We start from the raw sequence: 24959 nt of genomic DNA on the forward strand, positions 1-24959 counted from the left end.
GCCATGCTTTGAGGGGAGAAGCTTGGCGGTGCTATCTGCGGGATCTGCGGGATCTGCGGGCTTTCTCCTTCCGGGAGGCATGACTCGGGTACGCCCACGAAACCGGCGGTCCGCGCACGGAGGCGGTGCAGGCGGCTGTGACCGGGCATGTGCTGACGTTCACGGGGACCGCGTTGGTGGCTGTCTACGTGCTCGACGCGGAGGGGGCCGAACTGCGGCTGGCCGAGACGGTGAGCGGCGCCGGACGGCCGTACGCGCTGCCGGCCCGCTATCCGCTGTCCGGCCGGTCCCCCGTGGCCGACGCCTTCCGCACCGGGCGCCCCCTGTGGCTGTCCCCCGACGAACTCGCAGGCTACGGCCGCGACACACCCGAAACCGGCACCGCGCCCGGCACACCCGAAACCGGCACCGCGCCCGGCACCACGCCGGGCGTCTCGCTGGGCGCGCTGCCGCTCGGCGGGGACGGCAAGGGGCTCGGATGCCTGGTGGTCGTGGACGAGGCGCCCGACGGCATCGACGCCGACCGCCGGGGCTTCCTCGAGCTCTACGCCCACCACGTGGCCGCCGGGCTCGAAGCGGCCGGCCCGCGGGCGCTCGCCCAGCCCGGATCCGCACTGCCCGGCCTGACCCCGGACCGGCTGCGGGTCGGCGCGTTCGTCCTGGTCCTCGGCACCGGGCGGATGACCGCCGACACCCAGGTGCTGGAGCTGTTCGGCATCGCGCCGGAGGACTTCGACGGCCGGGTGGAGACCCTGCTGGCGGCCGCCGTCCCGGACGACGTGCCCGTCCTGATGTCGGTCCTGGAGCCGGACATGCTGACCTCGGGCGCCGCCCACCTGGAGTTCCGCATCCGCCGGCCCAACGGCGAACTGCGCTGGCTGGGCCTGCGCTCCCGGGTCGAGACCGGGACGGACGGCAGGCCCCGGCGCATGCTCGGCGTGGTCGCGGAGACCTCGTACCTGCGGCCCAGCGCCGACGAGGTGTCCCTGGTGCAGCGGCTGTCCGCCGCCCTGGCCGGGGCCACGACCATCCGCGACGTCGGCCGGGCCGTGGTCGGCGCGCTGTGCGAACCGCTGGGGGCGAGCCGGGTCGCGGTCGCCGAGCTCCAGGCCGACCAGCTGGTGGTCGGCCTCCTCGTGCCCGCCGAACCCGGCGCCTGGCCCGAGGTGTGGCGGTCCGCCTGGCGCTCCGAATGGCCCGAGCCGCCCAGCCACGCCCTGCCCTCGCTCACCGAGGCGCTGCGCGTGGGCCAGGTCAGCATCTGGCCCGAGGGCGCCGATCTCGAACCCGGCCTCGCCGGCATCGGCCCCGGCGGCCTCGCCGTCCTTCCGCTCCCGGCGGACGGCCGCACCGTCGGGGTGTGCCTGATCGGATGGGAGCGGCGGCACGCGTTCGGCCCGGAGGAGCGCTCGCTGCTGACCGCGACCGCCGGTCTGGTGGGGCAGGCCCTGGTGCGCGCCCACGCCCTGGACGCCGAGCACGAGCTGGCCACGATGCTCCAGCGCAGTCTGCTGCCCCGCAAGGTGCCGGAGCTGCCCGGCGGGGTGGCCGTCACCCGCTATCTGCCCGCGACGATGGGCCTGGAGGTGGGCGGCGACTGGTACGACGTGATCCCGCTGACCGAGAGCCATGTGGCGCTGGTCATCGGGGACGTGCAGGGCCACAGCGCCGCGGCCGCCACCATCATGGGCCAGATGCGCACCGCCATCCGCGCCTACGCCGTGGAGGGCCATCCACCCGATGTGGCCGTGGCGCACGCCAACCGCCTCCTCGTCGGCATGGAGACCGACCTCTTCGCCACCTGCTGCTACGCCGACCTCGACATGGAGGAGGGCGAGGCGTGGCTCGTCCGGGCCGGACACCTCCATCCGCTGCTGCGCCACCCGGACGGCAGCACCGAGGTCCTGGAGATCGAGGGCGGCCCGCCGCTGGGCGTGGTCGCGGACGCCGAGTTCCCGATGACCGCGGCCGGGCTGTCCGCCGGCACCCTGCTCGCCCTGTTCACGGACGGCCTGGTCGAGTCCGCCCGGCTCGACCTGGAGGACGGGATGCTCCGGGCCCGCCAGGCGCTCGCCCGCGCCGACCCGGCCGACCCCGGAGGGGTGGCGGACGCGCTGCTCGGCGGTGTCAGCCGCCGCGAGGACGATGTCGCGCTGCTGTTGCTGCGCTACGACGGGATGCGGGTGCGGCCCACCCGGGCCGGCTGGACGGTGTGGCGGCTGCCCGACGCCGTCATGCACACCCGCCGCTTCACCGCGCGCACCCTGCGCAACTGGGGCGTGAAGGAGGAGCTGGACGTGGCCCTGCTGGTCACCTCCGAGCTGGTCACCAACGCCCTGGTGCACACCCAGGGCGAGGTGCGGCTCAGTCTGACGCTGACCGCGGACCGGCTGCGGATCGCCGTGAACGACCCGTCGCCGCGCACCCCCGTCAAACCGGCCACCGTGGACTGGGAGGCGACCGGCGGACGCGGGCTGCTGCTCGTCGAGGCCGTGTCGCAGTCCTGGGGCTCGGTGCCGCTGAGCGGGGGCAAGCAGGTCTGGAGCGAGGTCGCCCTGTCGTTCCGGCGGGAGGAGCCACCGGCGGCCGGAAGGGGGACGACCAGATGAGGTGTTTCCGTACCTACCCCCGTACGCGCCCGCACCCGCGTACGCACCCCGGCACGCACCCCCGTCGTACGACCCGTGCGCGCCTCCGTGCGGCCGTCGCCGTCGCGACGGGCCTGGGCCTGGCCGTGTCCCTCGCCGCGTGCGGCAAGGCGGCCCAGGTCGGCGAGACGGCCGGCCCGACCGGCCACCACCGCGGGGCCCTGCGGATCGGCGTGCTGCTCCCGGACAACGAGATCGCCCGGTTCCAGCGCTTCGACAAGCCACTGATCCAGCAGCGGGTCAAGGAGCTGTGCCCGCGCTGCACGATGACCTACGCCTACGCCCAGCATGACCCGGCCGCCCAGCGCTACCAGGTCGAATCCATGATGGCGAACGGGGTCGACGTCCTGATCCTGGACGCGGTGGACACCAAGGCCATCCGCCACTCCGTGATCCAGGCCCACCAGGCCCACGTCCCGGTCGTGGCCTACGACCGGCTCGCGGAGGGGCCGGTCTCCGGCTACGTCTCCTTCGACAACTATCGCGTCGGCGAACTCCAGGGCCAGGCGCTGCTGAGGGCCCTGGGCCCGGACGCCCGCCACCGCCAGATCGTCATGATGAACGGCTCGACCACCGACCCCAACGCGGCCTGGTACGAACGGGGCGCGCTGTCCGTCCTCAAGGGCGAGGTCAGGATCGGCAAGTCCTACCAGACCGTCGGCTGGCGGCCGGAGAACGCCAACCACAACATGACCGCCGCCATCGCCATCCTGGGGCCGCACGCCATCGACGGCGTCCTCGCCGCCAACGACGGCGTGGCCTCGGGCGTCATCGCCGCCCTCAAGACGGCCCGTATCCATCCGCTGCCACCCGTCACCGGCCAGGACGCCGAGCTCAACGGCGTCCAGCGGATCGTCGCGGGTGAGCAGTACATGACCGTCTACAAGCCGTTCAAACCCCAGGCGTACGCCGCCGCCGAGATGGCCGTCGCGCTCGGACACGGCAGGTCGCTCACCGGGATCGCCGACCGGAGGGTCGACAACGCCACCGCCCGCGACATCCCGGCCGTGCTGCTCAGGCCGCTGGCGGTGACCGTGCACAACATCAAGCGGACCCTCATCAAGGACGGCATGTATCGCGTCGATCAGATCTGTACCGAGAAGTACGCGGACGCGTGCCGCGCGGCCGGACTCATCGGCTGACGCGGCTCACGCTCACCGAACGACGGGAAGGGAGGAGCGGATGGCTCATCGACCGTCGGCCCCGCCCCTGCTGGCGCTGCGGGGCGTCTCCAAGCGCTTCGGCGCGGTCCAGGCGCTCGCGGACGTCGAGCTGGAGATCCACGCCGGTGAGGTCATCGCCCTGGTGGGCGACAACGGCGCCGGGAAGTCCACCCTGATCAAAGTGATCGCGGGCGTCGAACCGGCCGACGCGGGCACCCTCGAATGGCAGGGCCGCCCCGTCCATATCGGCCGCCCGCACGACGCCCAGCACCTGGGGATCGCCACCGTCTACCAGGACCTCGCGCTCTGCGACAACCTCGACGTCGTCGGCAACCTCTTCCTCGGCCGCGAGATCCGCCGGGTCGGGGTCCTGAACGAGGTCGAGATGGAGCGCCGTACCCGGGACCTGCTGGCCACCCTCGCCATCCGCGTCCCCGATGTGCGCAGGCCCGTCGCCTCCCTCTCCGGAGGCCAGCGGCAGACCGTCGCCATCTCCCGGGCGCTGCTCGGCGAACCGCGCCTGGTCCTGCTGGACGAGCCCACCGCCTCCCTCGGCATCGAACAGACCGCGCACGTTCTCGACCTGGTGGAGCGGCTCCGTGACCGGGGACTCGGGGTGCTGCTGATCAGCCACAACATGGGCGATGTCAAGGCCGTCGCGGACTGGGTCGCGGTGCTGCGGCTCGGCCGCAACAACGGGTTCTTCGACGTCACCACGACCTCCCAGGAGCAGATCGTCTCCTCCATCACCGGCGCGTCCGACAACGCGGTGACGCGGCGGAAGGAGGAGCTGTGAACGGATTCGGCGACCCGGGCGGCCCCGCCGAACGCTTCCCCCACGCGTTCGTGCGCCGACTGCGCGCCGGTGAACTCGGCTCCGTCCCCGTCGTGGCCGGGCTCCTCCTGATCTGGATCGTCTTCCAGCTCCTCAACTCCCACTTCCTCTCCCCGCGCAACCTCTCCAACCTCAGCGTGGACATCGTCGGCACCGGCATGATCGCGGTCGGCGTGATCTTCGTCCTGCTGATCGGGGAGATCGATCTGTCGGTGGGCTCGGTGAGCGGCCTGGCCTCCGCCCTGTTCGCCGTGTTGAACGTCAACCACGGCATGCCCGAACCACCCGCCGTCATCCTGGCCGCACTCTGCGGTACGGCGGTCGGCCTCGTCCACGGCTTCTTCACCGCCGCTGTCGGCGTCCCAGCGTTCGTGGTCACCCTCGCCGGACTGCTGGGCTGGTACGGCCTGATGCTCGCCCTCATGGGCAGCTACGGCTCCATCAACCTCGACGATCAGGGCCTGGTCGTCCAGTTGACCAACTACTACTTCGGCGATGTCGCCGCCGCGTACGGGCTCGCGGCGCTCGGCACCGCCGGATACTTCCTCGCCGCCCGACGAGAAGCCAAGCGCCGTCGCGCCGCCGGGGTGCCCGCCCGGTCCCGTGGCGAGATCGCCGTACGCACGGGGGCGCTCGCGGTGGTGGCCTTCGCCGCCGCGTCTGTGCTCAACCAGTTCCAGGGCCTGCCGCTGGCCCTGCTGATCTTCCTGGCCGTCCTCGTCGTCCTGGACTACGTCCTGCGCCGCACGGCCTACGGGCGCATGATCTTCGCACTGGGCGGCGGGGTCGAGGCGGCCCGCCGCGCGGGCATCCGTGTGACCTGGGTGCGGATCTCCGCGTTCACGATGTCGGGCCTGATGGCCGCCATCGGCGGACTCTTCCTGGCCTCCCGGATCAGCTCGGTCAGCCAGACGGCGGTCACCACGAGCCTGTTGATGAACGCCATCGCGGCCGCCGTCATCGGCGGCACGAGCCTCTTCGGCGGCCGCGGCAGCATCTGGTCCGCGCTGCTGGGCGTCCTGGTCATCCAGTCGATCGCCTCCGGCGTGACCCTGCTGGACATCCAGGCCGCCGTGCAATACATGATCACCGGTGGGGTGTTGTTGCTCGCCGTCGTGATCGACTCCCTGTCCCGCCGTGCGCAGAAGACGCACGGCCGGGCTTAGGGAGTCAGCGGGTCAGCGGGCGGCGAAGGCCAGGAAGTCCGTCCAGGCGGTGGCGGCTATGCGGAGGTGGGGGCCGCCGGGGTTCTTGGAGTCCCGTATGTGGACGGTGGTGGGGGTGGCGGCGACTTCGACGCACTGGCCGCCGGTGTTGTCGCTGTAGCTGGACTTGTGCCAGTCGTAGGCGACCTCGACGCAATCGCCGCCCGTGTTGTCGCTGTAGCTGCTCTTGAACCACACGAGTCTGCTCATAGCTCACCCATCAACTGCTCGATGAACCTTACGGATTCCTCTGGCCCGAGAGCCTGAGACCTGATCATGGCATAGCGCCGGGCGAGGATGCCTACCTCGTCGGCTTTCGAGACCAGGATGCTCTTGCCCTGACCTTCCAGGTAGACAAGTGGCGTCTCCTCCGGGGTCTCGATTAACTTCATCGGGCCGGGGAGTCCGGCGTGTCCGGCGCGACTCATCGGCATGACCTGGATGACGACATTAGGGCGCGCGGCGCATTCGATGAGGTGCTCGTACTGCGGGCGCATGATCTCTGGTCCGTCGATCAACCGACGTAGCGCCGCCTCTTCGAGGACAACGCTCACCACTGCTACCGGCTTGCGATTGAGGAGCGCCTTGCGGTCCGTACGGGCCGCGACCAGCTGTTCCACCTCCTCCTCGTCGACCGGCGGGAATGCGTAGTCGAACAGTGCGCGGGCGTACTCCCTGGTCTGGAGCAAACCGTCGATCAGGTGCGTGCAGTACGACGAGACACTGAGCGCTTCCTGTTCCAGCTGAACGAAGCCCTGAAAGTGAGCCGGATACCGCTCAAGCTTCAGATACTTGATCGCAGACCTCAGCAACCCGCCCGCGTCCAGAGCCTTCTCGGCCGCATCGATGAACCCGTCCGTGGGCGGCTTCGCGCACGTCTCGACGGCGCTCACCGCCGACCCGGTGTAGTTCATCAGCGCGCCCAGCTCGTCCTGGGTCAGTCCGGCACGCTCTCGTAGAAGCCGCAGCACAGCGGCGAAGTACTGGACGGTCGGCGGCGCGGAGTCCTTCTTCTTCGACGGGGCCATACAGGCCACCCCCCTCAACTTCGGTCAACGTCAATCAACCGGCGTTCGACAGGAGTTGCCGGTCGCCGCGGTCGACGCTCTGTTACTGGTGAAGGTAGCCTCCTGCACTGACAGTGGGAGCATGAACGCGGAAAGTCACGACGTAAATCCGCTCCATGGCTGGAAGCAGCGGTTTACGCCCGTCCCCCCATCCGTCCCTCACGCCCGCCGCGCCGCCGGTGCCGCTCTCCGGGCCTGGGGCCTGGACAAAGGCTCAGCCGGCCTCGTACTTCTGGTCCTCTCCGAGCTGGCGACGAACGCCGTCTGCCACGGGCGCGTACCGGGGCGGTACTACGAGGTGCGTATCGCATACGACGCAGAGAAAATGGTCGGGGTGGAGGTGTCCGACCCGAGGGAGGGCCGCCCCCTGCTCGCGGCCCCGGCACCGGAGGACGAATCCGGACGCGGTCTGGCGATCGTGGATGCCCTGGCCGAGGCGTGGGGCATCCGGGAGCGCATCGTCGGCAAGACGGTCTGGGCCCGCATCCGCCTCTGACGGTGCTCGGTCAGGCGCGGCGCCGTCTCGCGCCTTCGGCGCACTTGAGCAGCGGGGCAGGGGGGGCGGGGGCGCGGCGCCGCCGCCGACTGACGGAGCGGTGGGGGCGGATGCTGGTGGCGGCTCGGCGTCGCGGGCGGTGCGGCCCGACCCGGAGTGCGAGCGGGGTCCGGGTACCCCTCCTCAAAACGCTTGATCTGACGCAACTAATTTGTCAATCAGTTTCCAGAGGGGTACCCCACCCCCGCCAACCCGGAACGAACCGGCACTCCGGCGACGGCCCCGGCCCCGAGCACGGAAGCCGCCACCGGCGCCCACACCCACGGACCCGGCGGACGGCGGCGGCCCGCGCCCCCCACCCCCGCCGCCGCTGCTCAATTGCGCCGAAGGCGCGAAACGGCGCCGCACCCAACCAACGACCCCAACGAGGAGCGAGCCATGACGTCAGACGCAATCAGCCAGCCCGGTCGGCCCGGCCGGGCCGCGCTCGGCCGATTACTGCTCGACGCGGGAGTGATGGCGCCGGACTGGGCGCCGACCTTCGCCACCGTCGACCGGGCCGCGTTCCTGCCGGGGCTGATGTGGACGTTCGCTACGGGGACACAAGAGGCGGTCGCCGTCGACCGGGCCGAGGACCCGGACGCCTGGTACGCCGCCGCCGACAGCGACTTCCCCATCGTCACGCAGTGGGACGACGGCGCGCACACCGGCCCCGAGCCGGGGCGGATGTCCACCAGCTCGTCCTCCATGCCCTCCGTCGTCTACGCCCTGCTGCGGGACCTGGCCGTGGACGAGGGCATGTCCGTGCTCGACGTGGGCACCGGCACGGGTGAGACGGCCGGGGCGCTGACGCATCGCTGTGGCGGCCGTAAGGTCACCACGGTCGAGGTGGACCCGGCCGTGTCGCGCCACGCGGGCGAACGGTTGGCCGCCGCCGGGTTGCGGCCGGACATCGTGGTCGGTGACGGCGCGGCGGGCTGTGCGGGCAACGCACCGTATGACCGCATCCTGGCCACCGTCGGTCTCCGGGAGATCCCCGGCGCGTGGATCGAGCAGACGCGGCCCGGGGGTCTCATCGTCGCTCCCTGGGGCACGCATTACACCCACGCGGACGCCGTGGCCCGGCTGGTGGTACGGAACGGGACGGCCTCGGGGCATTTCACCCGCCCCGTCGAGTTCATGAAGCTGCGCACCCAGCGGCTGTCGCTGCCGCCGCACAGGGAGTACGTCCCGGATGAGGGCGAGGGCAGCGACGGTGGCGACACCTCCACCACCGACATCACCGAGGCGGAGTTCATCACCGCACCGTACTCCGCTCTCCGCTTCGCGCTCGGGCTCCGGGTGCCCAGCTGCGTACAGGTCGTGGCCGACCAGCGCGACGGCGCGCGGCCCGTGTGGTTCTACGGGTTGACCGACCGCTCCTGGGCGTGCGTGGTGTTCCGCGAGGGGGCGGCGGAGGCGCGCGTCCGGCAGGCGGGGGAGCGCCGGTTGTGGGACGAGGCGGAGACCGCGTACCGCTGGTGGGTCGAGCAGGGCAGGCCGGACCACACCCGCTTCGGCCTCACGGTCGGCCCGGCCGGCCAGCGGGTGTGGCTGGACGATCCGGCCGATTCCTGGGCCCCGTAGCAGCCGTAAGGCGTGAGCCGCACTCGTGGGTTGCCGTAAGCGGAATCGATCCGTCCTGGTAACCCACCGTCCGCCGCGTCGCGGAAACGCTGTGCCACGCTTGAAGCCGGCTCGCGCGCCTGGCGCGGGCCGGTGATGCGAAGTGAGGGCGCGGCGTGCAGAAGCCCCGATGGAAGACCGTGGGGGGAGCCCTGCTGCGGGTGACGGCGGTGTGGGCGGTGTCCACGCTCACGATGCTGGCGCTCGCCGGGATTCTCCCCGACTTCAGCCTGAAGTCGGGCGACGGTGACAGCGCGACACGGATCGCGGTCACGGCGGCCAGCGGGGCGGGGGCCTTCGGGGTGCTCAGCGCGCTGGTGTGGCCGCTGCTCGTACGGGCGCTGCTGCTGATGCCCGCGCTGGTGCTGGGGCTGCTGGTGTTCGCGCTCAACGGCTCGATGCTGCTGATCGCCCTCAGCCTGATCCCGGACGGGCCGGGCACCGCCGAGCCGGAGACCGCCGTCGTGGTCGCGGCCGTGATGTCGGCCGCGTCGTCGGCCACCAGCACCTTCCTGACCGTGCGGGACGACGGGGCGTACCGGCGTCGGCTGGCGCGGCTGGCCGGGCGGCGCAGACGGCGGCTCGGCCAGGACGAAGGGGACGAACAGTCCCCGGGAACGGTGTTCCTCCAGCTCGACGGGGTGGGGCACGCCGTACTGCGGGAGGCGCTGCGGGAGCGCGAGAACCGGCCCCCGCTGATGCCCACCGTCGCGGGCTGGGTCCGCACCACCCACCGGGTCATGCCCTGGCGCACCGACTGGTCCAGCCAGACCGGCGCCAGTCAGCTCGGCATCCTGCACGGCTCCAACGAGGACGTGCCCGCCTTCCGCTGGTACGAGAAGAAGAGCGGGGAGGTGATGGTGAGCAACCGGCCGACCAGCGCGGCGGTGCTTCAACGCCGCGCGGCCGCCCGCGCGAGACACGACGGACTGCTCACGGTGGACGGGGCGAGCCGGGGCAACCTGTTCACCGGCGGCGCCGATCAGCTGGCCCTGGTGCTGTCGGTCGCGGCGCGGCGCGGCAAGCACAACCGCTCCCGGTCCGGATACTTCGCGTACTTCTCCGACCCGGCCAACGCCACCCGCACCGCCGTGTCGTTCCTCGCCGAGGTCGTCCGGGAGATCGGCCAGTCCACACGCGCCAAGCTGCGCCGCGAGACGCCCAGGGTCAAACGGGGCGGGCTGTATCCGCTCATCCGCGCGTTCGCCACCGTCGTGGAGCGGGATGTGGTGGTGACGGCGGTGATGGGGGACATCCTCTCCGGCCGTACCGCGATCTACGCCGATCTGGTGGCGTACGACGAGGTGGCCCACCACTCGGGGCCGCGCAGCCGGGACGTCCAGCAGGTGCTCGCCCGGCTCGACCGCTCCATCGCGCTGATCGCCAACGTCGCCGAGTACGCCCCGCGCGACTACCGGATCGTGCTGCTGTCCGATCACGGGCAGAGCCCCGGCGAAACCTTCTCGGGGGCGTACGGGCTGACCCTGGAGGACCTGGTGCGGGCCGGCTGCGGTCTGCCCGTGTCGCGGCGGGCCGGGCGGACCCCGAGCGGTGCGGAGGCGCGCGAGGCGGGGCGGGCGGCGCTGCGCCGGCCGGAGAAGCCCGAGGTGGAGCCGGACGGGCGGGCCGGTGCCGCCCAGGCCGACGAAGACGTCGCCGCCCGCCATGCCACCGTGTCCGATCCGATCGTGCTCGCTTCCGGGAACCTGGGCCTGGTCTCCTTCCCCGATGTGCCGGGACGGATGAGCCGCGAGCAGATCGACGCCCGCCACCCCACCCTGCTGCGCACCCTCGCCGACCATCCCGGGGTGGGCTTCCTGCTCGTACGGTCCGAGGCGCATGGCGCGGTGGTGCTGGGCGCGGACGGCGCCGAGCACCGTCTGGACACCGGGGAGGTGCTGGGGGGCGTGAGCCCGCTCGCCGCCTTCGGGCCCGGCGCCGAGGACGCCGTGCGGCGCACCGCGCACTTCCGGAACACCCCCGACATCATGGTCAACTCCGCCTACGACCCGGTGCGCGGCACGGTGCACGCCTTCGAGGAGCAGATCGGCTCGCACGGCGGACTCGGCGGCGAGCAGGGGCACCCCTTTCTGCTCTGGCCGGCCGAGCTGACCGCGCCGGTGGCGGCGGGGGAGGAGCTGGTCGGGGCGGAGCAGGTGCACCGGGTGCTGCGGCGCTGGCTGGCGGAGGCGGACGGGCCCCAGGTGCCGGAGGAGGAAGCGGAAGCGGAGATCGCGGCCGAGGCACGGGCCGGGGCCGACGCGCGGCCGCCGGCCGGCGCGGAGCTGCCGGAGGCGTCCGGCGCGGCGCACACCGTGCCGGAGTCCCGGCGCGACGGCGCCCCCGCCGCACCCTTCACCGTGGTCAGCCGGGGCGTACCGGACCAAGCCCGGTGATGCGGGCGCGCCGCGCCGCCCGCCATCGTGGTGATCGCCCGCCGTGCCTGAGCCGATCTCCTCCCTGCCGTCCCCCTGCCGTCCCCCTCCCCGTCCCCTCCCCTCCCGCCCTGCTCCGCCCCCGGCCCCCCGCCCCTCACCTCGTGGCCTCCGTGACCTGGACCGGCCCGCCGGGCGCGGGGGCGGCCTCCGGCGGCCGACGGGACCAGCGGCCCGCGATGACCGCGCACACCATCAACTGGAGCTGATGGAAGAGCATCAGCGGCAGGATCACCGGCCCGGCCGCGTCGCCGAACAGCACCGCGGCCATGGGCAGCCCGGTGGCCAGCGACTTGTTGGAACCGCAGAAGACGATGGTGACGCGGTCCGCCCGGCTGAAGCGCAGCCGCCGGGCGGTCAGCGACGTCGTGGTCAGGGCCAGCCCCAGCACGGCCGCCGCCACGCCCAGCAGCGCGCCCAGCCGGGCCGGGGTGACCTGGTGCCAGATGCCCTCCGTCATGCCCCGGCTGAACGCCGTGTAGACCACGAGCAGGATCGAGCCCCGGTCCAGGAGGCCGAGCACCTTCTTGTGGCGGCCGATGAAGGGCGCGGTCCAGCGGCGCAGCGCCTGCCCGGCGAGGAAGGGGAGCAGCAGCTGGGTGGCGATGGCCAGCAGCCCGTCGGCCGAGAAGCGGACGTCCGAGCCGATCAGCCACGCCGCGAGCAGCGGCGTGGCGATCATGCCGAACAGGCTGGAGTACGTACCCGCGCAGATGGCGGCCGGGACATTGCCCCGGGCGGTGGAGGTGAGGGCGACCGAGGACTGGACGGTCGAGGGCACCACACAGAGGAAGAGCAGACCGGTGGCGAGCCGGTCGGTGAGGAGGAACCGGGCGAGACCGGTCGCGGCCAGTCCCAGCAGCGGAAAGAGCACGAAGGTGCTCGCGCCCACCACCAGGTGCAGCCGCCACTGCCGCAGCCCGTGCAGCGCCTCGCGGGTGGACAGACGCGAACCGTAGAGGAAGAAGAGCAGCCCGATGGCGATGTCCGCGGCGGTGCCGGCGGCCGTGGCCGCCGTGCCGCTCGCGGGCAGCAGCGCCGCCACCGCGACCGTCCCGAGGAGGGCGGCGACATAGGGGTCCACCGCCCTCCCGAGCCGGCCCGGCCACGACAGCGGCCCGGACGTCCACCGCACATCAGTCACCGCCCTCGCCCTGCCACGGCGGGTGGCCGAGCTGTGCCACCCAGTCCGCACCGGCGGTGTCGTGGGCCACGACGTCGATGGCGCCGCCGCCCCCGTCGTGGTCGCTGCCCGCCGTGCCACGGCTCAGCAGCAGGGTGTTCAGGGTGCGGTCGACCTCCAGCCAGGAGTCCGCGAAGGAATTGTCGATGACCACCAGACCGTTGTGCCCCCCGGTGACGACCGATGGGGTGGCGTCCGGCTCGCAGTCGTCGCGCGGGGCGCTGCCCGTGGCCGGGTGGGCCGTGGCCATGGCGGGGGCCGCGGGGCCCGCGCACAGCACACTCGCGGTGGCGGCGAGGACGAGGCCCGCCGCGGACGGCCGGGGCGAGCCGGTCTCTTTTCTCGGCTTACGGCGCCGGCCGGTGCCGGGCCCGAGGAACGTCGAGGACATGAGGAACGTCGAGGACATGGCGTGTGGCCCCGGCTCAGACCTTGGCCGGCCGGCGGTTGCCATGGTGCCTGCTGATGTTCTTCTCCAGCAGCTCCGTGGCGCCCTTGACCCCGATGGCCCCGGTCTCCCGGGTGTCCGGCAGCCGCCCGTCCGACGTCTTGAGATCGCTCAGCGCGCCGTCGATCGCCCCATGGGCGGCGAACAGACACGGGGTGCTGTAGATCGCGACATCCACCCCCAGTCCGGACAGTTCGGTCAGGGAGAGCCTCGGCGACTTCCCGCCCGCGATCTGGTTGAACAGCAGGGGCTTGTCGCCGATGACCGTGCGGACCTTGCGGATCCACTCCACGCTGCGCACCCCGTCGACGAGGACGACATCCGCGTCGGTCTCGGCCAGCGCGGCCGCCCGGCGCAGGATCTCCGACTCCTCGGAGGCGTCCGTGCGCGCCACCACCACCAGGTCCTTCCTGGCGCTCAGCACCAGGTGGAGCTTTTCGAGGTACTCCTCGAGCGGAAGGAGCAGCTTGCCGTCCGCGTGGCCGCAGCGGCGCGGGCGCCGCTGGTCCTCCAGGATCACCCCGGAGGCCCCGGTGCGCTCCAGCCGCTGCACCACATGGCAGGCGACCTCGTGGTCCACATAGCCGTCGTCGATGTCCACCAGCAGATGGTGTTCGGGGAAGGCGAGCCGCAGCCGCTCCACGAAGGCGAGCATGTCGGGCCAGGCGATGAAACCGATATCCGGCAGCCCGTAATGCGAGGCGGCGAAACCGAATCCGGATACGAAGAAGCCGTTGTAGTGCTGGGCGGCGATGGATGCCGAGTACATGTCGTAGATGCCGATGAGGGGTGTGGTGTGAGGCGAACCGATGGCCTCTCGGAGGGAATTGCCGTAGAGCATGATGTCCCCTTGATTCAGGAGCCTTTCGGCGGTGCATGACGGTTACGAGGCTGCGTGCGCAGGTTTACTGGAGGTCAAGAAGCGGTAAAGCAACGCGCCGTGCATTCCCAGAAGATGCCTGGCCCGACTCGGGTTGGGGTCGAACGTTCCTCGAGTGCCGTGGACCGCGTCGCGAGTGGTGTGCGACACGCTTGGCATGCCGCGGGTCGCTCGGGGTATGCGCAACGAGCCTGTCCACGGAAAAGAGTTGCTTGTGCCTGTCCGAACCGATGTCGAAGCCTCCGCGTCCGCCGTCTCCCGGCACCGCCTGCTGTGGCGTGCCATCCAGCGACGCAAGAACCCCCCACTGCGCCGGAGCGACATCACGGTCACCGAGGAGAAGACCGTCCGGAAAGCGGTGAAGGCCGCGGCGCTGGGTAACGCCATGGAATGGTTCGACTTCGGGATCTACAGCTATCTCGCGGTCACCATCGGAAAGGTTTTCTTCCCGTCAGGTAATGACACGGCCCAGGTGCTTTCCTCCCTCGCGACCTTCGCGGTGGCCTTTCTGGTCCGCCCGGTGGGAGGCATGTTCTTCGGTCCGCTCGGTGACCGGATAGGCCGTAAGAAGGTATTGTCCTTCACGATGATCATGATGGCGTCCAGTACGCTCGCCATCGGACTCATCCCCGCCTATACGACCATCGGCTTCTGGTCGCCCGCGCTGCTCATCCTGTTCCGTATGCTCCAGGGGTTCTCCACCGGTGGGGAATACGGCGGCGCCTCCACCTTCATCGCCGAATACGCGCCCGACAAGCGCCGCGGGTACTACGGCAGCTTCCTGGAATTCGGCACGCTGATCGGCTACACCGCGGCGGCCGGACTGGTCACCATTCTCACCGTGACGCTCGCCGACTCCTCGATGGATTCCTGGGGTTGGCGCATTCCGTTCCTGGCCGCCGCGCCGATCGGACTGGTCGGTCTGTATCTGCGGCTGAAGCTCGACGACACCCCCGCGTTCCAGAAACTGGAGGACGAGGGCTCCACCAGCGCGGCGGACCGCGAGAGCCTGCCGTTCTGGCAGGTGTTCCGCACCCAGTGGCGGGCGATGGTGCTGTGCATGGCGCTGGTCGCCGCGTACAACATCACCGACTACATGCTGCTGTCCTACATGCCGACCTATCTGTCGGACACCCTCCACTACAGCAGCACCAGCGCCCTGGTCCCGATCATCATCGTGATGCTGGTGCTCATGGCCGCCATCACCTTCGTCGGCCGGTTCTCCGACCACATCGGCCGCAAGCCCGTGCTGATGGCCGGCTCCGTCGGCTTCCTGGTGCTCGCCGTGCCGTGCTTCCTGCTCATCAAACAGGGCGGGATCGTCCCGGTCTTCGCCGGGCTGCTGCTCCTGGGGCTGTGCCTGCTGCCGTACGTGAGCGTCATGTCCGCCTCGCTCCCCGCGCTCTTCCCGACGAATGTGCGCTACGGCTCGCTCTCCATCGCCTTCAACATCTCCGTCTCGCTCTTCGGCGGCACCACCCCGCTGGTGACCGAGGGCCTGATCAGCTTCACCGGGAACGATCTGATGCCCGCCTTCTACACGATGCTCGCCGCGGTCGTCGGCATCATCGCCGCCGCCGTGATGAAGGAGACGGCCCGCAAGCCGCTGGAGGGCTCGCCCCCCGCCGTGGCCACCAAGGAAGAGGCCATCGCGCTGGTGGAGTCCCAGCGCTCCTGAGCCACCCGGCCGGTGTCCCCGCCCCCGGCGCCCCCGGCCGCCATTACCTCGGCGGTAATCGACCCCCGCGCGCGACGGCGGCAGGGTTGAGCCATCGGGTTCCGGGCCGGCGCCCTCCGGTCCGGAACCCGATGCCGAGGCCGGCGCGGCCGACGTGATCGTCCTGGCCGGGACGGCCGGATCCGCTCCGTCCTCGGCTTCCTGGACCGGGTCCCTACGGCCGGCTGAACCGCCCCAGCGCGGCGGCGGTCTCCGGGTCGGCCGGCAGGAACGTCTCGATGGCCAGCTCGGAGACCGTGACGTCCATGGGGGTGTTGAAGGTCGCGATCGTCGAGATGAACGACAGCACCCGCCCGTCGTGCTCGATCATCATCGGCAGCGCGAAGGGCGGGGTGTCACCGGCGGTGGCCGTCTCCCGGCCAGTCCCGGGCAGCGGATACGCGGCCACCTCGTCGTACAGCGCGCGCAGCGGCGCCGAGCGCATCAGCGCCAGCTGCCGGTCCATCTGGTCCAGCAGATGGCCGCGCCACTCCCGGAGGTTGCGGATGCGCGGGGCCAGCCCCTCGGGGTGGAGGGTGAGGCGCATCGCGTTCAGCGGCGGCTTCAGCAGATGCTCCGCCACCCCCTGAAGGAGCGCCGTGATGCCCCGGTTCGCCGCCAGCACCTCATAGGTGCCGTCCACCACCAGCGCCGGATACGGCTCATAGCCGGTCAGCAGCCGCTCCAGCGACGCGCGCAGGGCGCTCATCGACGGGTCGTCCACCGAACGCTCCGGGTAGTGCGGGGCGTAACCGGCGGCGACCAGCAGGGCGTTCCGCTCGCGGACGGGCACGTCGAGCCGGTCGGCGAGCCGGAGCAGCAGCTCCTGGCTCGGCCGCGACCGGCCGGTCTCGATGAAACTGATGTGGCGGGCGGAGGAGTCGGCGCGCAGCGCGAGCTCCAGCTGGCTCAGCCGGCGGCGGTCCCGCCATTCGCGCAGCAGTGTGCCCACCCGGGGCGGCGCGGCAGTCGTCATGACCCGAAGGTAGCCGACGCCCGGCGGCGCCCATCCGCCCATGGCAGGGTGGAGGGGCCGACCGGCGACCCGCGACGAAGGGAAGTGTCATGGCAGTCGAGCCGCTCACCGACCAGGAGATCCAGGGGCGTCTGGAGCAGCTTCCCGGCTGGTCGTTCGCGGACGACCGGCTGACCCGGACGTACGTCTTCAAGGGGCACCCACAGGCGGCCGGGCTGGTCGCGGAGGTGGCCACGATCCAGGAGGAACTCGACCACCACTCCGACCTGACCCTCGGCTACAACAAGGTGGCCGTCTCGGTGAACACCCACAGCGTCGGCGGCAAGGTGACCGCGCTCGACTTCGAGCTCGCCGCCCGCATCGAAGCAATCGCCCCCCAACACGGCGCCCGCACCGACTGACCCCCGGCCGACCGGACGCCGCGCCGCGCGGGCGCCGGGCCGCGGGTGCTGCGCCGCGCCGTGCCGGGCCGGGTGGAGTGCTGCGTCGCGCCGGGCTGGGCGGGCGCTGCGCCGTGCCGGGCTGGGTCCGGGTTGGGCGGCTGCTGCGCCGTGCCGGGCCGCGCCGCGCCGGGTTAGGCGGACGCCGGGTGGGTGCTGCGTCGCGCCGTGCTACGCCGGGTGGGTGCTGCGTCGCGCCGTGCTACGCCGGGTGGGTGCTGCGTCGCGCCGTGCTACGCCGGGTGGGTGCTGCGTCGCGCCGGGCCGCGCGGGTGCTGCGTCGCGCCGGGCCGCGCGGGTGCTGCGTCGCGCCGGGCTGGGCGGGTCCTGCGTCGCGCCGGGCTGGGTCCGGGTTGGGCGGCTGCTGCGCCGTGCCGGGCCGCGCCGCGCCGGGTTAGGCGGGTGCTGCGTCGCGCCGGGCGGGCGCCGTGCCGTACCGGGCGGGCGCCGTGTCGTACCGGACGGATGCCGCGTCGCGCCGGGTGGGGCGGGATGGCTCCGGGCCGGGCCGGCCTGGGGCGGGTGTCGCGTCGGGTCGTGCCGGTAGCGCCTGCTCGCGCTCGCGTGAGACCGCCCCCGGCTCGGGCCGGGGGCGGTCTCGGCGCCCGGCGTCAGCCGGTGGTGAGGGTGAGCCCGTAGGTCGTCAGGATCGGGTTCACCGGCTGGTAGTACGTCGTCCCGCCGACGGTGCAGTTGCCGGAGCCGCCGGAGGTGACGCCCTGGGCCTCGCTGCCCGAGATGAACGAGCCGCCGGAGTCGCCCGGTTCGGCGCAGACGTTGGTGCGGGTGACCCCGCTGACCGTGCCCTGCGGATACTGCACGCTGGTGTCGTGCTGCTGGATGGTGCCGCAGTGCCAGCCGGTGGTCGAGCCGGAGCGGCAGACGGAGGAGCCCACCGGCGACTGCTGGGAGCCGGAGACGGTGACGGTGGTGGACTCGGGGCCGATCACCCACGGCTGCGGCACCCAGTCGGCGTTGGTGGACACCCATGCGTAGTCGTTGCCGGGGAAGCTGGAGCCCTGGAAGCTGCCCTGGGCCACCCGGTTGAAGCCGGTGGTGGTGTCGCCGGGATCGCCGCAGTGGCCGGCGGTGACGAAGCCGTTCTGGGTGCCCTGGGTCACCGAGAAGCCGATCGAGCAGCGGGCGGCGTCGTTGATGTAGAACGCCTCGCCGCCCCGCAGGTCGTACAGCGGCTTCGGCTGCTCGGCCGACTTCACGATCCGCACCACGGCCTGGTCCGCGCCGCTCGCGGCGACGAAGGCGGCCGCCTCGTCGGGCTCGGCCGACTGCACCACGACGCTGTTGGTCTTGACGTCGACGTACCAGGCGGACGCCACGTGGATCGCCGGGGCGCGCTGCGCGGCGGTGCGGTCCAGGGCGTCCTTGGCGTCGGTGAGGGCCTCGAGACTGTTCTTGACGACGGCGGCCTTGGCGCCGCCGGCCGTGATGGTGCCGCTCTGTTCCTCGTCGGTGGTGGCGACGGTGAGTTCGGCGGTGTTGCCGGACACCCACGCGCCGCCGTAGGCGCCGCCCAGGCTCTTGCGCAGCTCCGGTTCGGCGGCCCCGGCCCGGTATTCGTTGGATATCCGCGTCCGCGCCTCGTCGGCCGTCAGGCCCAGATCGCGCTGCATCGAGGCCAGCATCTCGGGGGGTATCTCCCGCCGGGGGCGGGGGGAGGGCTCGCCGGGGTCGGCCACCGCGGGCAGGCCGTTGCCCAGGAAGAGGGCGGCTATCGCGAGGGTGCAACCGGCGGCCAGCTCAAGGCCGGGACGGCGTCTGCGGGACATCTTCGGTCTCCTCGGCTAGGGAAATGGTCACACTCTGTGCCCTTCTGGGCGCCAAGCGTAATGGCCGGGGAGGTGCCTCGCTCGGTGGGCGCATACGGGTCCGCCCCGCCGCGGGGGACGCGACGGGGCGGATGGGGCCAGGCGGGGCCGGGTGGGGCCGGGCGGCCGGGGTCGGGTCTCAGACCGCGTTGAAGGTCTCGGGGTCCGAGCCCAGACGCTTGCCGGCCTCGAGGGAGTCGATCGCCGACAGGTCCTCGGCGTCCAGCTGGAAGTCGAAGACGTCGATGTTCTCCTTGATCCGCGAGGGGGTCACGGACTTGGGGATCACCACATTGCCGATCTCCAGATGCCAGCGCAGCACCACCTGGGCGGGGGACTTCCCGTGCTTCTCGGCGATCGTCGCGAGCGTCGGGTCCGCCAGCAGGCCCTTGCCCTGGCCGAGCGGGGACCACGCCTCGGTGGCGATGTCATGGCGGGCGTTGAAGGCGCGCAGCTCCGCCTGCTGGAGCTGCGGGTGCAGCTCGATCTGGTCGATCACCGGGACGATCGAGGTCTCGGAGAGCAGCCGCTGGATGTGGGCGGGGTGGAAGTTGGACAGGCCGATGGCCTTGGCGCGGCCCTCGGCGTAGATCTTCTCGAACGCCTTCCAGGTGTCCAGGTACTTGTCGACCTTGGGCAGCGGCCAGTGGATCAGGTAGAGATCCACATAGTCCAGGCCGAGCTTGGCCAGCGAGGTGTCGAAGGCGCGCAGGGTCGAGTCGTACCCCTGGTCCGCGTTCCAGAGCTTGGTGGTGACGAACAGCTCGTCGCGCGCGATGCCCGACGCGGCCAGCGCCTTCCCCGTGCCCTCCTCGTTGCCGTATATCGCGGCGGTGTCGATGCTGCGGTAACCGGCCTCCAGCGCGGTGCCCACCGCGGTCCGCGCCTCGTCGTCCGGTACCTGCCAGACGCCGAAGCCGAGCTGCGGCATCCGGACGCCGTTGTTGAGGGTGATGAAGGGGACCTTGCTCACGAGCGGTCGATCCTTACGTCGGTTGTGGATGCTTGCTACCAGAGCCACAACGATCAGCGGCCGGCCGGCATTCCCGCCATCAGGTCATCGAATGGCCTGATCACTACTGTGGTGCCGCCAGGCGCAGCGGGTCCGCGAGCTCGTGCCGGAAACGGCGCAGGGTGTGTCCCTCGCGCACCGTGGCGCCCACCGCGACCGCCGCCCGGGGCACCGCCGCGCGCGGCGCCCGCACCACCATGGCCAGCCGGTACGTACCGTCGATGCGCACCGCCGAGGTGCGCCGGATCTCCCAGCCCGGGTCGGAGCGCAGCTCCCGCCGCGCCTCCAGCCAGACCCGCTCGCCGTACGCGGTGGGGACGCCGTGGCGGAATCCGAGCCGCGGACCGAGGTGGGCCGCGCGCTCCGCCGCCCCGGTATCCGCCTGCCCGGTGAGCTGGCGCGGGGTCATGGACCAGGCCACCGGCTGGAAGACCGTGCCGCCCCGCCGCACCGGTTCGGCCGTGAGGGTGACATCGAGGTTGACCGAGTGCAGAACGGGGTCCGGGGTGTCCCGGGCGCAGGTCACCGACAGGTGCACCAGGTGGTAGACGGCGTTGTCCGCCTCCGTCCGGAGGAAGTCCAGCAGATCCGGATCCGGTCCGACGAGCTCCGCCGTCACCGGTAACGCCACCGGTCCGCCCAGGATCACGCGTCCGGCCAGCCTCGGGCCGGTGGGCTGGGGTGTTTCCTCGGACAGCAGGGCCAGTTCGCGTTCGGGAAGTTCGGGGAGAATGACATCGATCATTTCGTGCCCCCTTCGCGGCTCAGGAACGGTACAGCGCCTCGACCTCGGCGGCGTACGCCTGTTCGATGGCCTGTCGCTTCAATTTGAGCGACGGCGTCAGCAGACCATGCTCCTCCGAGAACTGCGCGGCAAGTATGCGGAAGGTACGAATGGACTCCGCCTGGGAGACGGTGGTGTTCGCCGCGACCACCGCCCGCCGGATCTCGGTCTCCAGGTCGGAGTCATGGACCAGGTCACCCGGCGGCAGCTCCGGTTTGCCGCGCATCGTCAGCCAGTGCGCGACCGCCTCCGAGTCGAGCGTGACCAGCGCAGCGATGTACGGGCGGTCGTTGCCCACCACGATGCACTGGGCGACCAGCGGATGCGCCCGCACCCGCTCCTCCAGGCCCGCCGGGGAGACGGACTTGCCGCTGGAGGTCACCAGGATCTCCTTCTTCCGCCCGGTGATGGTCAGATAGCCGTCCTCGTCCAGCGTGCCCAGGTCGCCGGTGGCGAGCCAGCCGTCGCGCAACACCGCGTCGGTCGCCTTGGGGTCGCCCAGATAGCCGGCGAAGACCTGGCCGCCGCGCACCCACACCTCGCCGTCGTCGGCGAGGTGCACCGTGGTGCCGGGGATCGGCACGCCGACCGTCCCGAAGCGGGTCTGCTCGGGCGGGTTGGCGGTGGCGGCGGCGGTGGACTCGGTGAGGCCGTACCCCTCGTAGATGGTGACGCCCGCGCCCGCGAAGAACAGACCGAGCCGCCGCTCCATGCCCGAACCGCCCGACATGGCGTGCCGGACCCGGCCGCCCATCGCGGCACGCACCTTGCCGTACACGGTCTTGTCGAAGAACTGGTGCTGCATGCGCAGCGCGGCCCCCGGGCCCGGCCCGGTGCCGAACGCCTTGGCCTCCTGCGCCTCCGCGTACCGCACCGCCACGTCCACGGCCTTCTCGAACACCCCCGACTTGCCCTCCGCCTCGGCCTTGCGGCGGGCCGCCGCGAACACCTTCTCGAAGATGTAGGGCACCGCGAGGATGAAGGTCGGCTGGAAGGTCTGCAGATCGGGCAGCAGGGCGGCGGCCGAGAGCTTGGGCTGGTGTCCGAGCTTGACCTTGCCGCGGATGGCGGCGACCTCCACCATCCGGCCGAAGACATGGGCGAGCGGCAGGAAGAGCAGGGTGGCGGCCTCGTCGCCCCGCTTGGAGTGGAAGGCCTCCTCGTACCGCTCGACGATGTTGTCGCACTCGGCCATCAGATTGGCGTGCGTGATCACACAGCCCTTGGGGCGGCCGGTGGTGCCCGAGGTGTAGATGACGGTCGCGGTCTGCTCGGGCGTCACGGCCAGCCGGTGCCGTTCGACCACATCGTCCTCGATGGTCCGCCCGGCCGCCAGCAGCTCCTCCAGCGCCCCCGCGTCCAGCTGCCACAGCCGCTTCAGATGCGGCAGCCGGCCGACCACCGAGCCGACCGTCATCGCGTGGTCCTCATGCTCCACGACACAGGCCGAGACCCCCGCGTCATGCAGCATCCAGCAGACCTGCTCGGCGGAGGAGGTGGGGTAGAGCGGGACGCTCTGGGCGCCGAGGGACCACAGGGCGAAGTCGAAGAGCGTCCACTCGTAGCGGGTGCGGGACATGATGGCGACGCGGTCGCCGAACCGGACACCATGGGCCAGCAGCCCCCTGGCGAGCGCCGTCACCTCGTCCCGGAACTGGCCCGCGGTCACGTCCTGCCACCGGCCGTCCGCCGCCTTGCGGGCCAGCGCCACCCGGTGGGGGTCGGACCGCGCGTGTTCGAAGACGGCATCCGCCAGTCCTCCGGCCTGGGGCGCCGTCGCCATCGGGGGGACGGTGAACTCGCGCAATACCTGCTCCTTGAAGCCGCTGGGCACAGCGCCGCGACCGTACCCGATCCGGCCCGGATGCGGGAGAGGTGTTTTGTGCCCGGAACGCACGGAATGCCGGGCGGCCGGTGAGGTGGCGGGCAGGCCCATCAGGCGTCGGCCAGGGCGGATTGCGAGGAGTCCGACCCTATGCGCCCCGGCTGTGGCTCATATGTAACGGTCTTCTGCACGAAATCTTCCCGATCGCGGCACAGGGCCCGCCAGGATCGCGGCGGCGAGCCGCTCCGCCGCGGCGTGCGAGGCACCGTCCTGTCGCCGCCTTCCGTACAACAGCACGAAATCCACCGGGCCGAGGTCGGGCAGCCCGGCCCGTTCGGGCACCGGCGCCAGTCCGGGCGGAATCAGGCCATGGGTGTGCGCCATCACCCCGAGCCCGGCGCGCGCCGCCGCGACCAGGCCGTTGAGACTGCCGCTGGTGCACACGATCCGCCATGACCTGCCGTGCCGCTCCAGCACGTCCAGGGCGCGGGCCCGGGTCAGCCCCGGGGGCGGAAAGACGATCAGGGGGAGCGGACGGTCCGGATCCAGCCGCAGCCGTTCGGCGCCGATCCACACCAGCCGGTCCCGCCACACCAGCTGTCCCCCCGGCCGCTCCTCGGACCGCTTGGCCAGCACCAGATCGAGCTTGCCCGCCTCCAGCCGCTCGTGCAGCGTGCCCGACAGCTCGACGGTGAGCTCCAGATCCACCTCGGGGTGATCGCGGCGGAACCCCTCCAGGATCTCCGGCAGCCGGGTCACCACGAAGTCCTCCGAGGCGCCGAACCGCAGCCGTCCGCGCAGCCGGGTGCCCCGGAACCAGCTCGCCGCCCGCTCGTTCGCCTCCAGGATGGAGCGGGCGAACCCCAGCATCGCCTCGCCGTCCTCGGTCAGCTCCACCCCGTGGGTGTCGCGGGTGAACAGCTGTCGCCCCACGGCCGCCTCCAGCTTGCGCACCTGCTGGCTCACGGTGGACTGGCGCACCCCGAGGCGGTCGGCGGCCTGGGTGAAGCTGAGGGTCTGGGACACCGCGAGAAACGTACGGAGCTGGGCGGGGTCGTACATGGCACCACCGTACGGGAGGCCATCACGGAACGCGATGACAGTCAGAGCGGTATGCGGGATTCCCGATGACGGTGTTCAGGAGCACCATGGACGGGGCCCCGTCCGTGTCCATGCCAGGGGTCGTGCCAGGGGCCGTGCCAGGGTTCACGCCAGGGTTCACGCCAAGCCGGAGAACAGCGAGAAAGAGAACGAATGCCCAGCCCGCACCGCCCGCACCGCCCGTTCCCGCGCACGATCTCCCTCCCTTCCTGGCTCCCCCTGGACGGTTTCATCCTCGGACTCGTCGGCACCGTGGCGCTCGCCGCGCTGCTGCCGGTCAGCGGCCGGGCCGCCACCGTCACCGACGGCGCCACCACGGTCGCGGTCGCCTTCCTCTTCTTCCTCTACGGCGCACGGCTCTCCACCCGTGAGGCGCTGGACGGGGTGCGCCACTGGCGGCTCCACCTGACCGTGCTGGTGTGCACCTTCGTCGTCTTCCCGATCCTCGGCCTGGCCGCCCGCGGCCTGGTGCCGTACGTGCTGACGCACCCGCTCTACACCGGGCTGCTCTTCCTGTGCCTGGTGCCCTCCACGGTCCAGTCCTCCATCGCCTTCACCTCGATCGCCCGGGGCAATGTCGCCGCCGCGATCTGCGCGGGCTCCTTCTCCAGCCTGCTCGGCGTGGTCGTCACCCCGGTGCTGGTCGCGCTGCTGCTGGGCGGCAGCCAGGGCGGCTTCTCGGCCGACTCCATGGTCAAGATCGCGCTTCAGCTGCTGGCCCCCTTCCTCGCCGGTCAGCTGCTGCGCCGCTGGATCGGCGGCTTCATCTCCCGGCACCGGGCGGTGCTGCGCCTGGTGGACCGGGGCTCGGTGCTGCTCGTGGTCTACGCGGCGTTCAGCGAGGGCATGACCCGGGGCATCTGGCACCAGGTCACCCCGGCCCGGCTTGCCGTCCTGCTCGGCGTCGAGGCGGTCCTGCTCACGCTGATGCTCACCCTCACCTCGTACGGCTCGCGCAAGCTCGGCTTCGTCCGCGAGGACCGGATCACGATCGTCTTCGCGGGGTCGAAGAAGAGCCTGGCGGCCGGGCTGCCGATGGCGAGCGTGCTCTTCGGCGCCCAGGCGAGCCTGGCGGTGCTGCCGCTGATGCTCTTCCACCAGATGCAGCTGATGGTCTGCGCGGTGCTGGCCCGCCGCTTCGCGGCGCGGGCGCCGGAAGCGGCGGATACGGAGGCGGGGACCGAGGCGGATGCGGACGCGCCGGCGGGGTCCGGCGCGGACCCCGCCCTGACCCGCGTGTAGCTGTCCAGCTT

The 24959-nt window shown here is 71.8% G+C and carries 21 protein-coding genes; 10 read left to right on the forward strand and 11 right to left on the reverse strand.

What is annotated here, in order from left to right; genetic code table 11:
• Positions 1–137 precede the first annotated feature (137 nt).
• Genes N6H00_RS31055 through N6H00_RS31070 form a run of 4 tightly spaced genes read left to right on the forward strand, consistent with a single transcriptional unit; the run spans position 138 to position 5812 of the window.
• Complete coding sequence (locus N6H00_RS31055) at positions 138–2609, forward strand: SpoIIE family protein phosphatase (protein WP_443073249.1); 2472 nt, start codon at positions 138–140, stop codon at positions 2607–2609.
• Entirely contained in the window at positions 2606–3790 is a 1185-nt protein-coding gene (locus tag N6H00_RS31060) for a sugar ABC transporter substrate-binding protein (RefSeq protein ID WP_268975143.1), read from the forward strand. The genes N6H00_RS31055 and N6H00_RS31060 overlap by 4 nt, the downstream gene beginning before the upstream one ends.
• A gap of 40 nt (positions 3791–3830) precedes the next feature.
• The gene (locus N6H00_RS31065; protein ID WP_268975144.1) at positions 3831–4607 is read left to right on the forward strand and encodes an ATP-binding cassette domain-containing protein; all 777 of its coding nucleotides are present in this window, start codon (positions 3831–3833) and stop codon (positions 4605–4607) included.
• Positions 4604–5812 (forward strand): sugar ABC transporter permease, encoded by a 1209-nt coding sequence (locus N6H00_RS31070; protein WP_268975145.1) that lies wholly within the window; start codon positions 4604–4606, stop codon positions 5810–5812. Before N6H00_RS31065 ends, N6H00_RS31070 begins: the two co-directional genes overlap by 4 nt.
• A 12-nt stretch (positions 5813–5824) precedes the next feature.
• Here the strand turns inward: N6H00_RS31070 and N6H00_RS31075 are convergent, their stop codons facing one another.
• Complete coding sequence (locus N6H00_RS31075; RefSeq protein WP_268975146.1) at positions 5825–6061, reverse strand: DUF397 domain-containing protein; 237 nt, start codon at positions 6059–6061, stop codon at positions 5825–5827.
• Positions 6058–6879: a helix-turn-helix domain-containing protein gene (locus tag N6H00_RS31080; RefSeq protein WP_268975147.1), complete on the reverse strand. Its 822-nt coding sequence runs from the start codon at positions 6877–6879 to the stop codon at positions 6058–6060. Before N6H00_RS31080 ends, N6H00_RS31075 begins: the two co-directional genes overlap by 4 nt.
• Positions 6880–7000: 121 nt before the next feature.
• Between N6H00_RS31080 and N6H00_RS31085 the strand changes: the two genes are divergently transcribed.
• The 3 genes from N6H00_RS31085 (at position 7001) to N6H00_RS31095 (ending at position 11475) form a co-directional block, all read left to right on the forward strand.
• A complete protein-coding gene (locus tag N6H00_RS31085) occupies positions 7001–7414 on the forward strand; it encodes an ATP-binding protein (protein ID WP_268975148.1) in 414 nt (137 codons plus the stop codon).
• A gap of 438 nt (positions 7415–7852) precedes the next feature.
• A complete protein-coding gene (locus N6H00_RS31090) occupies positions 7853–9040 on the forward strand; it encodes a methyltransferase domain-containing protein (RefSeq protein ID WP_268975149.1) in 1188 nt (395 codons plus the stop codon).
• 155 nt (positions 9041–9195) lie between these two features.
• Entirely contained in the window at positions 9196–11475 is a 2280-nt protein-coding gene (locus tag N6H00_RS31095; RefSeq protein ID WP_268975150.1) for a phage holin family protein, read from the forward strand.
• 136 nt (positions 11476–11611) lie between these two features.
• Here N6H00_RS31095 and N6H00_RS31100 read toward each other — a convergent pair whose 3' ends face one another.
• The 3 genes from N6H00_RS31100 to N6H00_RS31110 are packed head-to-tail and all read right to left on the reverse strand — an operon-like array spanning position 11612 to position 13986.
• Positions 11612–12658, reverse strand: a complete 1047-nt coding sequence (locus N6H00_RS31100) for a bile acid:sodium symporter family protein (RefSeq protein ID WP_268975151.1) — start codon at positions 12656–12658, stop codon at positions 11612–11614.
• Positions 12651–13106, reverse strand: a complete 456-nt coding sequence (locus tag N6H00_RS31105; RefSeq protein ID WP_268975152.1) for a hypothetical protein — start codon at positions 13104–13106, stop codon at positions 12651–12653. The genes N6H00_RS31100 and N6H00_RS31105 overlap by 8 nt, the downstream gene beginning before the upstream one ends.
• Before the next feature lie 16 nt (positions 13107–13122).
• A complete protein-coding gene (locus tag N6H00_RS31110; RefSeq protein WP_268975153.1) occupies positions 13123–13986 on the reverse strand; it encodes an isocitrate lyase/PEP mutase family protein in 864 nt (287 codons plus the stop codon).
• 217 nt (positions 13987–14203) lie between these two features.
• Between N6H00_RS31110 and proP the strand changes: the two genes are divergently transcribed.
• The gene (gene proP, locus N6H00_RS31115) at positions 14204–15703 is read left to right on the forward strand and encodes a glycine betaine/L-proline transporter ProP (RefSeq protein WP_268975154.1); all 1500 of its coding nucleotides are present in this window, start codon (positions 14204–14206) and stop codon (positions 15701–15703) included.
• A gap of 214 nt (positions 15704–15917) precedes the next feature.
• On the opposite strand, the gene N6H00_RS31120 is transcribed toward proP, so the two are convergent.
• Positions 15918–16718: a helix-turn-helix domain-containing protein gene (locus N6H00_RS31120; RefSeq protein ID WP_268975155.1), complete on the reverse strand. Its 801-nt coding sequence runs from the start codon at positions 16716–16718 to the stop codon at positions 15918–15920.
• 89 nt (positions 16719–16807) lie between these two features.
• Here N6H00_RS31120 and N6H00_RS31125 point away from each other — a divergent pair, with 89 nt between their 5' ends.
• Complete coding sequence (locus N6H00_RS31125; protein ID WP_268975156.1) at positions 16808–17119, forward strand: 4a-hydroxytetrahydrobiopterin dehydratase; 312 nt, start codon at positions 16808–16810, stop codon at positions 17117–17119.
• 650 nt (positions 17120–17769) lie between these two features.
• Here N6H00_RS31125 and N6H00_RS31130 read toward each other — a convergent pair.
• From N6H00_RS31130 to N6H00_RS31150, 5 genes are all read right to left on the reverse strand, one after another.
• Positions 17770–18945: a S1 family peptidase gene (locus N6H00_RS31130; RefSeq protein ID WP_268975157.1), complete on the reverse strand. Its 1176-nt coding sequence runs from the start codon at positions 18943–18945 to the stop codon at positions 17770–17772.
• A gap of 178 nt (positions 18946–19123) precedes the next feature.
• Positions 19124–19957, reverse strand: coding sequence for an aldo/keto reductase (locus tag N6H00_RS31135; protein ID WP_329618580.1), 834 nt, complete (start codon positions 19955–19957; stop codon positions 19124–19126).
• A 103-nt stretch (positions 19958–20060) separates the two neighbouring features.
• The gene (locus tag N6H00_RS31140; RefSeq protein ID WP_268975158.1) at positions 20061–20741 is read right to left on the reverse strand and encodes a hypothetical protein; all 681 of its coding nucleotides are present in this window, start codon (positions 20739–20741) and stop codon (positions 20061–20063) included.
• Positions 20742–20760: 19 nt separating this feature from the next.
• Positions 20761–22563 (reverse strand): AMP-dependent synthetase/ligase, encoded by a 1803-nt coding sequence (locus tag N6H00_RS31145; RefSeq protein ID WP_268977183.1) that lies wholly within the window; start codon positions 22561–22563, stop codon positions 20761–20763.
• Positions 22564–22773: 210 nt separating this feature from the next.
• Positions 22774–23667 carry a LysR substrate-binding domain-containing protein gene (locus tag N6H00_RS31150; RefSeq protein WP_268975159.1) on the reverse strand — a complete coding sequence of 298 codons (894 nt, stop codon included), beginning with the start codon at positions 23665–23667 and terminating at the stop codon, positions 22774–22776.
• A 192-nt stretch (positions 23668–23859) separates the two neighbouring features.
• On the opposite strand from N6H00_RS31150, the gene N6H00_RS31155 reads away from it, so the two are divergent.
• Entirely contained in the window at positions 23860–24948 is a 1089-nt protein-coding gene (locus tag N6H00_RS31155) for a bile acid:sodium symporter family protein (RefSeq protein WP_268975160.1), read from the forward strand.
• Positions 24949–24959 lie beyond the last annotated feature (11 nt).

Origin of the sequence: Streptomyces sp. S465, assembly GCF_026898115.1 — a bacterium.
Taxonomy (GTDB): Bacteria; Actinomycetota; Actinomycetes; order Streptomycetales; family Streptomycetaceae; genus Streptomyces; species Streptomyces luomodiensis.